10 protein-coding genes are annotated in these 13,571 nt (G+C 41.7%); 4 read left to right on the forward strand and 6 right to left on the reverse strand.

Features of this window, described 5'->3' with window-relative positions; genetic code table 11:
* The first annotated feature begins 74 nt into the window (after window positions 1–74).
* Together K8B83_RS16975 and K8B83_RS16980 are read left to right on the forward strand one after the other, a co-directional pair.
* Window positions 75–1,871 (forward strand): sensor histidine kinase, encoded by a 1,797-nt coding sequence (locus K8B83_RS16975; protein WP_188736625.1) that lies wholly within the window; start codon window positions 75–77, stop codon window positions 1,869–1,871.
* A gap of 2 nt (window positions 1,872–1,873) precedes the next feature.
* Window positions 1,874–3,247 carry a sigma-54-dependent transcriptional regulator gene (locus K8B83_RS16980; protein ID WP_188736627.1) on the forward strand — a complete coding sequence of 458 codons (1,374 nt, stop codon included), beginning with the start codon at window positions 1,874–1,876 and terminating at the stop codon, window positions 3,245–3,247.
* 19 nt (window positions 3,248–3,266) lie between these two features.
* On the opposite strand, the gene K8B83_RS16985 is transcribed toward K8B83_RS16980, so the two are convergent.
* The 3 genes from K8B83_RS16985 to tesB all read right to left on the reverse strand — a co-directional run bounded on the left by K8B83_RS16985 (window position 3,267) and on the right by tesB (window position 5,894).
* Window positions 3,267–4,502, reverse strand: a complete 1,236-nt coding sequence (locus K8B83_RS16985) for an MFS transporter (RefSeq protein WP_188736629.1) — start codon at window positions 4,500–4,502, stop codon at window positions 3,267–3,269.
* Window positions 4,503–4,605: 103 nt separating this feature from the next.
* Window positions 4,606–5,007 (reverse strand): YbaY family lipoprotein, encoded by a 402-nt coding sequence (locus tag K8B83_RS16990; RefSeq protein WP_188736631.1) that lies wholly within the window; start codon window positions 5,005–5,007, stop codon window positions 4,606–4,608.
* 23 nt (window positions 5,008–5,030) lie between these two features.
* Window positions 5,031–5,894 carry an acyl-CoA thioesterase II gene (gene tesB, locus K8B83_RS16995; RefSeq protein WP_188736633.1) on the reverse strand — a complete coding sequence of 288 codons (864 nt, stop codon included), beginning with the start codon at window positions 5,892–5,894 and terminating at the stop codon, window positions 5,031–5,033.
* A gap of 208 nt (window positions 5,895–6,102) precedes the next feature.
* Between tesB and K8B83_RS17000 the strand changes: the two genes are divergently transcribed.
* Window positions 6,103–6,996 carry a 1,4-dihydroxy-2-naphthoate polyprenyltransferase gene (locus K8B83_RS17000; protein ID WP_188736635.1) on the forward strand — a complete coding sequence of 298 codons (894 nt, stop codon included), beginning with the start codon at window positions 6,103–6,105 and terminating at the stop codon, window positions 6,994–6,996.
* 56 nt (window positions 6,997–7,052) lie between these two features.
* On the opposite strand, the gene K8B83_RS17005 is transcribed toward K8B83_RS17000, so the two are convergent.
* Window positions 7,053–7,871 (reverse strand): helix-turn-helix domain-containing protein, encoded by an 819-nt coding sequence (locus K8B83_RS17005; RefSeq protein ID WP_223418406.1) that lies wholly within the window; start codon window positions 7,869–7,871, stop codon window positions 7,053–7,055.
* 246 nt (window positions 7,872–8,117) lie between these two features.
* Here K8B83_RS17005 and K8B83_RS17010 point away from each other — a divergent pair, with 246 nt between their 5' ends.
* The gene (locus K8B83_RS17010) at window positions 8,118–9,509 is read left to right on the forward strand and encodes an aspartate ammonia-lyase (protein WP_188736637.1); all 1,392 of its coding nucleotides are present in this window, start codon (window positions 8,118–8,120) and stop codon (window positions 9,507–9,509) included.
* Between the two features lie 88 nt (window positions 9,510–9,597).
* On the opposite strand, the gene gndA is transcribed toward K8B83_RS17010, so the two are convergent.
* Together gndA and K8B83_RS17020 are read right to left on the reverse strand one after the other, a co-directional pair.
* A complete protein-coding gene (gene gndA / locus K8B83_RS17015) occupies window positions 9,598–11,127 on the reverse strand; it encodes an NADP-dependent phosphogluconate dehydrogenase (protein WP_188736639.1) in 1,530 nt (509 codons plus the stop codon).
* A 246-nt stretch (window positions 11,128–11,373) separates the two neighbouring features.
* Window positions 11,374–13,296, reverse strand: coding sequence for a propionyl-CoA synthetase (locus tag K8B83_RS17020; protein ID WP_188736641.1), 1,923 nt, complete (start codon window positions 13,294–13,296; stop codon window positions 11,374–11,376).
* Between the last annotated feature and the right edge of the window lie 275 nt (window positions 13,297–13,571).

Here is a 13,571-nt window from a genome sequence, read left to right on the forward strand (position 1 = left end):
TTCCACTATTCAGTAAACCTTCTTTCGCGATTAACCGACCAAAATATTAACCTTCATTACTCACGGTATTTTGCATGCTTTCATTTACAACGATTAAAAAACGTAAAGTACTAATAGGCATATTACTGCTTATCGGGTTATTGCTAACACTCAAGGCGACACACTGGTATTTACTTGATCAAGGTACAAAAAGAATTGCTCAACAATCAGAAAAACAAATTAATGAATTAGTTCTCTTTATTGATAACGCCCTCGCCCATTACGAAAATATACCCGCAGTGTTGGCCAAAAACCCAATCTTAGAACAGGGCTTGCTTGATCAGCAAAACCCTAACACTATCCAAAAGCTGAATGCATACTTGTCAGAGCTACAACAAGTTACAGAATCCTCTGATATATATCTCACAGATGCATTAGGCGTTGCCATTGCAGCAAGCAATTGGGACAAACCCAACTCTTTTGTCAATCATGACTATTCTTTTCGCCCTTATTTTATTGAAGCCATATCCGGAAAATCAGGACGTTACTATGCAGTAGGCACATCATCAAACAAGCGCGGTTTTTACTTTGCCAATCCGGTTTATCATAAAGGCTTAGTCCTAGGAGTCATCGTCGTCAAAGTTGATATTGGTCTTGTAGAGCAGCAAGGGAGTGGCATAGCCTTAGCCAGCCAGTACGAATTTATGATCAGCGACCCTGATAACATTGTCTTCTTGTCTAGTGTTAGTGGATGGCGCTTTAATTCATTAACGCCATTATCACAAGCTAAACGTTTCGCATTAAATTCTTCAAAGCGATATGCCAATCGGCCAATTGGCGAATTACATTTTGCGCCTAAATTCGCATTGGGGGCATCCAACACAACACAGGTTTATCAAATCGCCTCTTTTGAAGAAAATGAAAAATACCTAGAGCGTCATCAATTGATGCCCAACGCCAATTGGCATGTTCATGTTCTGGCACCAATGAAACCTCTTTACGAATCATTACCCCCAATAATGCTGCTAAGTGCAACCTTATACATGCTATTTGCTTTATTTATTGTGTACAGCATTGAACGAAGAAAAAACTTACTCAGAATGCGGCACGCACAAAACCAACTCGAACTGCGTGTAAAAGAGCGCACGATAGAATTAGAACAAGCCAACAATCAATTAAAAGATACCCAAGATGAGCTCATCCAAGCGGCAAAACTGACTGTAATCGGCAGCCTATCGGCCAGTATTAACCATGAGTTAAATCAGCCATTGGCAGCATTAAGGAGTTACGCTCAAAACACTCAAACGTTTATTGGCCGTAACATGATTGATGAAGCCAGCAGTAATATCAAAACCATGATAGAACTGACAGACAGATTAGCCGATATTATTGGCCAATTTAAAAGCTTTACTCGCAAGTCGCAAGGTAAGGACAATGCCACAGAGATCAACCAATCAATTGAGCAAGCTATTACTATTGTGCAACCAGAGCTAGATAAGCAAGGGGTTAAATTGTCTCTTGCATTATTAAAAGGAAAATGCCAAATATGGGGCGACAGCGTTAGATTACAACAAGTACTAGTTAACTTAATCAGTAATGCAATTGTTGCCATGCAACTGTCAAAAAACAAACAATTACACATTGCTGTGTATTGCGATAACAAAGTCAACATCAGCATTCAAGATAGCGGCCCAGGAGTAAGGGAGAGCCAAATGAGTAAAATATTTGAACCCTACTACACCACCAGCGAACGCCAAGGATTAGGGCTAGGATTATCAATATCTCAACGCATAATTGAATCGATGCAAGGCTCAATTACAATCGAAAATGCACAACAAGGCGGCGCTATTTTTCATATTATTTTGCCGCTCTACCTACGCGAGGAAATGTAAACGTGACCCAAATACAAAACATCAATGATTACCAAGTGGTCATTGTTGATGATGAACCCCACATCGGTACCGTATTACAACAGTTGTTTAAACTTGAAAATATCAGTGCACTTGCCATAACAGATCCACAAACCATTGCCCGCCACATTACACCCAATTGGGGTGGCATCATTATTTCAGATGTCAATATGCCGCAGCTTGACGGCCTTAGTCTACTGCAACAATTAAAACAACAAGATAATGATTTACCAGTGGTACTCCTTACTGGCTTTGGTGATATTGCCATGGCCGTTGATGCGCTAAAAAAAGGGGCGTATGACTTCATTGAAAAACCCTTTAACAACGAACACATTCTCGACGTGACCAAACGCGCACTAGAAAAGCGATCACTCACATTAGAAAACCGTAAACTAAAACGTGAGCTAGAATCACACATAGCTCCTGGCCCTCGTATTTTAGGTAGCAGCCCTGGTGTAATGAAAATGCGCCACCTCATTGATCAAGTACTCGACACGCCAGCCGACATCATGATCGAAGGAGAAACAGGGGCAGGCAAAGAGCTAGTCGCTCGTTACCTACATGATCATAGCTACCGTAACAAAGCCAATTTTGTCGCGATTAACTGTGGTGCTATTCCCGAGAATTTAATCGAAAGTGAATTGTTTGGTGCAGAATCGGGCGCATTTACCGGTATTGATAAACGACGCATAGGCAAATTTGAATATGCAAATGGTGGCACGCTTTTTCTAGATGAAATAGAAAGCACACCAATGTCTTTACAAGTTAAATTATTACGAGTACTAGAAGACCGAAAAGTGGAACGCCTAGGCTCTAATACACCTATCAATTTAGATATTAGAGTCATCGCCGCCACAAAATTAAACTTGCAACAACTGTGTGAAGAAGGAAAATTTAGGCAGGACTTACTCTATCGTTTAAATTTAGTCACTATTGCAATTCCACCACTGCGTGAACGTCTAGAAGACATCCCACTGCTTTTTTTGCACTTTGCTCGAATTGCCTCTGCACGATATCACAAAGCATTAATTGCCTTAACACCTCAACAAACCATGGTACTAACCTCTCATGATTGGCCTGGTAACGTTCGCGAATTACGTAACTTAGCCGAGCGCTATGTTTTACTAGGCGCAGATGCCGCCTTTGCTGGAAATTTAGATAACCACACCACCATGCATACAAGTATGTCATTACAACAAAGAGTGGAGTTTTTTGAGCGAATGCTCATTGAAGAAGCGCTAAGTCATAACAAAGGCAGCATAAAATTAACTATGGAGCAGTTAGAATTACCCCGAAAAACCTTATATGACAAAATGCGTAAGTTTGACCTAGACCGCAAACAATTTATCGAAAGCTAACCCTCCCAGACTTATTCAATCAGCCTTTCACTGGGAGCACCTTAGTGCTCCCGTAGTGAACACCCAAACGCCAAACTGCAACCATTAACAATGCCAATAAACTCATAGAGCCTATCACCACCCCATTCCATTGTGCGTCATGCCAAAACCACATCAAATAAGGCCCCCCTAAAGACGCCCCAAGGTAGTAACAACACAAATACAATGATGTCGCTTTAGCTCTATGCTGGGTAGCTCGCATAGCCACAAATGAGTTACAGCAACTATGAGTTAAGAAAAAGCCACAAGCACTAATCAAAAAGCCTGCAACAATGGCAAACAAGGTGTCAACTAACGTCACTAAGGTTCCACACACCATTAAGCACAAAGCCACTCTAAATAAAGGCATAGAACCAAAGCGCATAATCCACTTAGCCGACAAATAAGAAGCAAACGTGCCACTTGAGTAACATAAAAAAATCAAGGTTGCCTGAAAGCGGCTTAACTCATAAGGCTCAGCCATAAGATGCAGCTGAATAAAACTAAATTGATTCACCATCATCATAAAAGCTAAGCCGCCAATTAAATATGCCAAGCACATTTGCTTATCAGCCAAATGAAACATAAAACCATCAATATCTTGTTTTATCTTTCGCAGCAATGATACTTTTTGTTTTATCACGTTGGGTTTAATTTCTCTACGTGGCAGCAAATAAGTCACTAAAGCCACCCCCATTAACGACACTAAAAACACCAACCCCATCGACGATTGCCACGATAGATGCTGAGCCATGAGGCCCCCAAAAATTCGTCCAGCTATTCCACCCATACTGTTGGCCATAATGTAAACCGCAGCAGCTTTGAGCATAAATTGTGGCGCTAATTGCTCCTTAAAATACGCCATAGAAATGGCAGGTACTGCAGCTAACAGCACACCTTGAAGCAAACGAACCCAAACCAACTGATCAAATGTTTGAGCAAACATTAATAAAATATTAGATGCAGCCAAAAGCCATAAACTAACAACAATAGGCGCCAATCGGCCAACCCTGTCAGATAGCACTGCATAAAATAATAACGAAAATGCTAGCGTAAAACTGGTTACCGACAACACTAAGGTCGCTTTAGCACCAGACACATCAAAATGCTCAGCAATTGAAGGCAGCATTCCTTGCACAGTGTACAAATTAATGTAAATCACTACAGAAGCAATACATAAAGCCCAAATCAATCGTGATTGAGCTTCACTGCGATGAACCGGTGTTAACTCTGTCATAGGTAACCTAAACAGCACATTAGGAAAGAAAACAGATTATTACCCGCCAAACATAAAGATCAATGACGGGTAGATAAGTTTGTGAACTAGATTGATTGAAACGTTATTTAACGCGCTTCATCAATACTTCGGCAGAGTATTTACCGTTATTGATCACATGATAGCGATCATAGGTTTGAAAAATCGCTTTCCCCTGGTAAGTAATCATAGCAACTACACCATAATCAACAGCGTTACTGATCACTTCAGCAGGTAAAATAAACTTAAATGGAACAGGCGTTTTGGCCACATCAAAATTTTTCTGTGAAATAATCACCCCAGGACGGTTAAAATCAATTATCGAAATATTAATTTTACACCCTTTAGTAAGCGCTATTTTTTCTAAATATCCAGCATAGCCGTTAACGACAACAGGCTTTGGAGGTTCAACAGTCACACAGGCACTTAGAACAACACTTATCAAAATAAATACACATAACTTAAACCATTGCGTCAATTTACACATTTAAGCATCCTTACTTGTCATTATTATTTGTGAGTCATTCTTAACAGGCCTTCCTGGGTTGCCGAAGCAACAAGCTGCCCTTGCCTATTAAAAAACTGCCCTTTGACAAAACCTCGGCCACCACCCGCATTAGGGCTTTCAATGCTATAAAGCAGCCATTCTTCCATGTTAAATGGGCGATGGAACCACATAGCGTGATCAATGGTCGCCATTCGCATACCTGGAGTTAAATATGACACGCCATGAGGCTGAGCCGCAGTCACTAAAAAGTTAAAATCAGAAGCATACGCCAGCAAATATTCTTGAATATTATGATTATTTGGCACTTGCCCATTGGCTCGCAGCCATACATACCGCTTAGGTTCATTAGTCCCTGGAGCAAGTGGATTAAGCGGGTTAACCAGGCGCATTTCAATCGGCGAATCGGCCATAAACTTTTCCAGCATTTGCTTAGGCACTTTATCTCGCATGGTCATTGCTAACTCTTGCTGATTTAATAATCCCTCAGGCCCCGGTACGTCAGGCATTGAAGCCTGGTGCTCAAAACCGTTTTCGTGTTTTTGAAACGAACAGGTCATATAAAATATGGGGCGCCCCTTTTGTATCGCCTTAACACGACGAGCACTAAAACTGCCACCGTCACGCATGTTCTCAACGTCATACACAATAGGGTGTTTTTCATCGCCAGCACGCAGAAAATAAGAATGTAAAGAGTGCACATGCCTGTCTTCGCTAACAGTTTGTTTTGCTGCACTTAACGCTTGCCCCATCACCTGACCGCCAAAAACATGGCCAAATCCTAAGTCCTGGCTTTGACCGCGAAATAAGCCATCCTCAAGTTTTTCCAATGACAACAATGACAACAAATCGTTTAATACCTGACTCATACTACCTTCTATACAGCAAAAATTAACACCTAAGGTTACCTTAGTTGCATTGATATTTTCTAGCATAATCGCAGTTAAATCGTTGAATAAACATCATCACAAACAATTAGTAAAAGAGTGATACAACGCAAAAATTCATATCAGCACCCAAATTGAAACTTTGATATGATATTAGCCATGGCTAATCGACCCTGTTTTTGACAAAAATATGCAAGCTAGTTCTATACAATCATGGCTTATGGCTATTCGCCCACGCACCTTACCTGCCGCCATAGGCCCGTTACTCGTCGGTAACATGCTCGCAATAGGCTTAAGTCAATTTAGCCTATTGATCGCTTTTACCTCTATGTTATGCGCAATTTTATTACAAATATCGGTCAATCTTGCTAACGATTACTTTGATTTTAAAAATGGCATTGATACTGAAGATCGGATTGGCCCCGTGCGAGTCACACAAAGCGGTTTGATAGCACCACGCCATGTTAGAAATGCCATGATAGGCTGCCTTATCACAGCATTAGTGGTGGGTTCGCTGTTAATCGTCCATGGCGGCTGGCCCATAGCAATTTTGGCAGCAGCTTCGATTTTAGGCGCGCTTTGCTACAGTGGCGGGCCTTATCCACTTGCATCGCACGGATTAGGCGAAATAGCCGCATTTGTTTTTTTTGGCTTAGTGGCCGTGGTCGGAAGTTATTATTTGCAAGCAGGCACCACCACAATTACAGCCTGGTTACTCGGCAGTGCTATCGGTTTTTTTAACGCGGCAATCATGTTAGTTAACAACACTCGTGATATTTCAACCGATACCAAAGCAGGTAAAAATACCCTTGCGGTTCGAATAGGTGAATCACAAGCAAAGGTGTTATATCAAAGTTTGGTGTACTTACCCTTTGGGATCATCATAGCGGGATTTTTATTGGGTTCACTTGATGGCTTACCCGTGTTACTTGCCGGAGTGTCATTAGTCATTGCCCGTAATTTAAGCCGAGAGTTTCATAACAACTCTGGTGAGGCGTTAAATCCAATCCTTGGACAAACTGCAAAGCTTTGTATGATTTTCAGCATCTTGTTTAGCGTCGGACTATTTATCACCCTTAGTTAATACGACAACCTTGTAGGTGGGGTTACTTACCTGCAAGGTTGTACCATAACGAGTTATTAATACCTTGCTCTAAAATGCACTTCGTGTGGTTCCATCTCATTTTTTACCGCAGCCTTAATCGAGTCATCAATAACAGTTGCACTTAAATCATATAAACCACAAAGGGCAAATGCTTTAGTGATATTAATTGATGCACCTAGATACTCATAAACCACTCGAGTACAAATTGGCATTCGCTCACCACTGCCACTTACTCCTATTTTCAAACCTTTGAGCTGAGTAATCCGATTCTTAAATGTTGGAAACAAAATAGTTTGTGAAATCTCATGCTTGGTTAATGACTCATAATCAACCATAAAAATACGGTCTACCAAAAAGTTCGCCATTCCTAGATAGACACCATGATAGGGCTTTCGATGAGACTGTTCGACTATTCGCTCCGTGCGTTGGTAATAAATTTTTTGATTTACCTTGGTAAAACAAACTAATGTTCGCAGTAATTTACCTGGGTGCGCCATCGACAAATAGTATTCGAAATAATAACCAAGATATTTGTCTAAATCATGAGTACTGCTGCGCGCTAATGTTTCAAAGTGGGTGGTTTCAGGTAAGCGCACATTCTCTGTAGTGTGTAATTGAGGCCTAACTTGAATTAATAACTTAAATTGGTTTTGAGGCATCATAATCTCGAACTCTTCAACCCCAAAGAACTCGCAAATTTTTAACATGGTATTGGCACTCGGTTTATGTGTGCCGTTTAAATACCGATTAAATTGAGCGCGGTTAAACCCCAATCTGCGACATACTTCAGCGATTGATTTGTAATAACTACAGAGTAATTGCAAGTTTTTAGAGAAATCGGACGACAAAGCCATTAAATACACCTTGGATTAAGAGCAAGCTAAAAAGCATCGAGGCATCATAAGTTTATTGCCCTTGATACACAACCACAGTCCATTCGCAAAAAGATGCCATAACAGCATCAACTAGCACCATTTATAGTTAACTTGTCAAATCGCTTCTTAATCAAAACATTGGTTAAATATCGTTGAATTTAGCGTAACAGCTTGGCAAACCAATGCCACGAACAACCATTAATCTCAATCAATATAGGCCAGTATATGCTTGCTAGAACAGAACATGATCTTATCGGTGATATGGAACTACCAAATACGGTTTGGTACGGTATTCAGACTCAGCGAGCGCTTGATAACTTTTCAATTTCTGGTATTCCTATCGGGCATTTCCCAGAATTAATTACTAGCTTAGCAATGGTAAAACAAGCGGCTGCGTCAGCTAACCAACAGCTGGGGTTATTACCTCAACATAAAGCTGAAGCGATTATTGCTGCCTGCAAAGACATTCAGTCAGGGCAATATAATCAAGATTTTGTGGTTGATGCAATTCAAGGAGGAGCTGGTACCTCCACCAATATGAATGCAAACGAGGTTATCGCTAATATCGCGTTAACTAAAATGGGACGTATTAAAGGTGATTATCAATTTTTACATCCTAATGACGATGTAAATCGTTGCCAGTCGACGAACGACGTTTACCCAACGGCTGCCAGTCTAGCGATTCAATTTGCCGGTGACGCCTTAATTCTAGCAGTTGCTTCATTAACTCAATCTCTGGATAACAAAGCACAAGAATTCAATCATGTCATTAAAATGGGCCGAACTCAGTTACAAGATGCGGTGCCAATGAGTTTAGGCCAAGAGTTTAAAGCATTCGCCACTGTACTAGGAAAAGAGAGAGCGCGGCTCCAAGAAGCAGGTAAATTACTCTGTGAAATCAATCTTGGCGGCACTGCGATAGGAACGGGGATCAACAGCCATAAAGATTACCCCAATTTGGCCATTGCTCATTTGGTTGCCATTTCAAATAAACCGCTATTTCAAGCAAGCGATCTTATTGCGGCAACATCCGACATGGGCGCCTTTGTTTATTATTCAGGAATATTAAAACGTCTCGCGGTAAAACTAAGTAAAATAAGTAATGATTTAAGGTTGTTATCAAGCGGACCAAGGACCGGATTAGCCGAAATATCATTACCGGCGGTACAGCCAGGTTCAAGTATTATGCCAGGGAAAGTCAACCCGGTAATTCCTGAAGCCGTCAACCAAACTGCTTATCAGGTTATTGCAAGCGATCTTGCGGTCACTCTGGCTGCTGAAGCTGGGCAGTTGCAACTCAATGCGATGGAGCCGCTAATCATCTACAACTTATTAAACTCAATCAAAATGCTAACCTCAGCTTGTAAAATGCTTGATGAGCGCTGCATAAGAGGAATACAAGCTAACGAACAGCGGTGTCGAGATAATGTCGACAACAGTATTGGTGTCGTGACAGCTTTGGTTCCGGTGCTCGGTTATAGCAATGCCAGTGCAGTAGCTAGACAAGCGCTAGCAGAAAACAAAACAATTAGTGAAGTGGTGTTAGCTCGAAATCTACTGAGTCAGCAGCAGCTTGATAACTTATTGAACCCCACCAGCATGATGGGTATTGCTTAATAACATTTATACTCATCCTTATTTATCCCAATAAAAACGCTCTCATTTCAATGAGAGCGTTTTGGTGTTAACAACCCTTACAGCGGATTTATACTTTAGATAATGTGCGCTGTTTGGCGCTCCAGTCTAAATGGTATTTTTCACCTGCGGGTTTATCAGTACGCTCAAAGGTGTGAGCACCGAAAAAGTCACGCTGACCTTGCAATAAGTTAGCCGGTAATGTCTCACAGCGATAACTGTCGTAATAGGCAATAGCCGAGCTAATACAAGGCGCAGGGATCCCTTGCATAACTGATGCAGCAACAGTTTTTCGCCAGCTAAAGTGTTTTTGCGACAAAGTCTGACTAAATGTATCGGCCATTAATAGATTAGCTAGGGTTGCATTTTCTTGATACGCCTGAGTAATCGATTGCAAGAATGTAGCGCGGATAATGCATCCCGCTCGCCATATCTTGGCTATCTCAGCAAAATCTAAAGCCCAATTCTGCTCTTTTGCCATCATCGCCATAAGCTGGAAGCCTTGAGCATAACAACACACTTTGGCGCAATATAATGCATCTTCAAGGTTAGCGATAAACTCCGCTTTTTCGGTTTCGCTCAATACAACCGGGGCCGGCCCCGCAAGCTTAGAATTTAACTGCACTCGCAACGTCTTTTGAGTACTTACAGCACGTGCGTAAACTGCTTCTGCAATCGTTGGCGCCGGGCAACCAATTTGTAAACTGCTCACTGCAGTCCATAAACCGGTGCCTTTTTGACCTGCTTTATCTAAAATCATTTCAACTAGGGGCTTACCCGTTAATGGGTCATCTTGCTGTAATACTTCAGCACTAATCCCCATAAGGTAACTGTTTAATATTCCCTTGTTCCATTGTTTAAATACGGTACCGATTTCATGGGCAGACATCCCCAAACCATCATTAAGCAACTGATAGGCTTCACAAATAAGCTGCATGTCAGCATATTCAATACCGTTATGGACCATTTTGACATAATGGCCAGAGCCCGCAGGACCAATATAGGTTGTGCAAGGCTCGCCTTCAGTCACCGGATTGCCCGGTTCAAAACGCTCAATCGGTAAACCGGTTTGTGGATCCACTTTAGCCGCTATAGCATTCCAAATTGGTTCAACATAACGCCATGCTTTTTCGTCGCCACTTGGCATTAATGAAGGCCCAAAGCGTGCCCCTACCTCACCACCAGAAACGGCTGAACTAAAAAAAGTAAACTGACCTTTATACTTAGCTTCACGCTCTACAGTATCAGTCCATAAACTGTTACCCGTGTCGATAACAATATCTTGAGCTTCTATACCTGCGTCAATTAATGACTTACATACACCATCTACAGGAGCGCCCGCAGGAACAGATAACACGATCACACGAGGTTCGACTAAATTGGCGAGCATTTCTGAAAGATTATTACACGCTTGCATACGGTCAGCTAAGCCAGCCTTGCGCTCATTTGCTTCTTGAGAAATTGCAGCGTTCACTTTTTGAGTATCGAGATCAAAAACAGCCACATGATAGCCGTTATCTGCGATGTTTAGTGCAAGGTTCTTGCCCATCACACCAAGGCCAATAACGCCGACGTGAGATTGTTGGGTGTGGTTATTCATAGTCTATATTTCCACAGGTCACAGAGATTAATCGCGTAATGCGAATCCATTTGGGTGGCAATTATAGCGATTCTTGTAACTAAATTACCAGTAACAAAACGCGGAAACGCTGTTTTTTACAAAGTAAGTCTAGCCGAAGAATATAAAGGTAACCTATTGTCAGAATAGAAAAAACCATAAAAACTACTGTGCTTTTATGGTTTTAGTTCAGTTTAATTAAGGCATTTATTTGTGTTACAAAATGATTTAACCACCAGTGTGCTCTGATGCGAGTGCATTTGCATAACCCATTTTTGTCAACGCGTTACGAACAATTTCTAAGGTGTTTGGATCTTCAATGGTCGCAGGCATGGTGTAATCTTGATTGTCAGCGATTTTGCGCATGGTTGCGCGCAAAATTTTGCCCGAACGCGTTTTTGGTAATTTTTGTACTGCACTCACTAGTCTAAAGGAAGCAACAGGGCCAATTTCATGGCGCACTAACGCCAGTAATTGTTTATACAAGTCATCATCAGATAACGTCACCCCATTTTTAAGCACCACTAATCCAAGCGGAACCTGGCCTTTAAGCTTATCTTGCACGCCAATAACCGCGGCCTCAGCAACGGCTTCATGTTGACACAATACCTCTTCAAAGCGCCCAGTAGATAATCTATGCCCTGCGACATTAATAATATCGTCAATGCGGCTCATGATGTACAAATAGCCATCTTCATCAATGTAACCTGCATCTCCAGTTAAATAATAACCTGGGTACATAGACAAATAACTATCAATATAGCGTTTGTCATTTTGCCACAGCGTAGTAAGCGTGCCTGGTGGCAAAGGCTGCTTAATCACCACATTACCACTTTCATTGGCCGCAACAGGCTCGCCCATCGCATCTAATATCTCGACTTGATAGCCTGGTACAGCTCGTGCGGGGGAACCAGGTTTAATCGCGATTGGATCTGTACCCATTAAATTGGCTGCAACTGGCCAACCGGTTTCTGTTTGCCACCAATGATCAACCACTGGCTTACCTAACTGTTGCTGACTCCAATTTAACGTTTCAGGATCGCAGCGCTCGCCAGCTAAATACATTTGTTTAAGGCACGATAGGTCAAACTGTTTAATAAATTCACCGTTTGGATCTTCACGTTTAATTGCACGAATAGCCGTTGGCGCAGTAAAAAAGCTGCGAACGTGCTTTTGTTCAATAATGCGCCAAAAAGCGCCTGCATCGGGAGTGCCTATCGGTTTACCCTCATACATAATTGTGGTCGCCCCCACAAGCAATGGCCCGTACACAATATAAGAATGTCCAACTACCCACCCTACATCGGATGCAGCCCAAAACACATCACCCACACCAGTGTCATAAATGTGCTCCATAGACCAGGCTAGCGCAACAGCATGACCACCGTTATCGCGAACAACCCCTTTAGGTTGGCCAGTTGTACCTGAGGTATACAACACATATAAAGGGTCTGTCGCATCTAACGAGACACAGTCAACATCTTGTGCATCAACCAATGCACTGTACCAATCAAGATCGCGCGGGGCGTTTAGCTCAGCCTGATATTCAGTGCGATTTAAAATGATACAATGTTCAACTGTGTGTGTTGCCTGTGCTAAAGCATTATCTAATAAAGGCTTATAAGGCACGACACCCGACGGCTCAATACCACATGAAGCAGATAAAATTAATTTGGGTTTCGCATCATTAATACGAGTAGACAACTCATTGGCAGCAAAGCCACCAAACACCACAGAGTGAATGGCGCCAATGCGCGCACAGGCAAGCATTGCGTAGGCGGTTTCAGGGACCATTGGCATGTAAATGACGACACGATCGCCTTTAGTGACACCTAATGACACCATTAACCCCGCAAGGCGTTTGACTTGCGCTAGCATTGATTGATAACTAATCGCGTATTCATTTTGAGTCACGGGACTAATGTAATGGATAGCAGTTTGCTCACCACGACCAGCGAGTACATGACGATCGACAGCATTAAAACAGGTGTTCATTTTGCCATCAGCAAACCATCGATAAAATGGCTTGTTGCTATCATCTAATACCTTATTAGGTACAATGTCCCAACTGATGGCCTTTGCCGCTTTTTGCCAGAAAACTTCGGGCTCAGCTATCGACTGTTCATGCATTAAGAGTCCTAAATCCGCCATATTGATCTCCATTAATCAGGGTGTATGACAATGATTATGAGCAGAATTCATGAAATAGCCCTATTAGACAAAGGGATAACAATTCATCAAATGCACAAAAAAATCTTTAATTTCAATCAAGTGTTTAATATTATAATGACGTTAACTACTAAAGATTAATATCAAATATAACAATTGGTTAATGTATAATACTTAGCAACGTGGCAAGTAGAATTAACACGTATTTGCAGGATAAAAAATCAAAATAAACCCCACAAACTTTACCTTTACGTAAA

The organism is Shewanella inventionis (genome assembly GCF_019931735.1).
In the GTDB taxonomy this organism is placed as follows: domain Bacteria; phylum Pseudomonadota; class Gammaproteobacteria; order Enterobacterales; family Shewanellaceae; genus Shewanella; species Shewanella inventionis.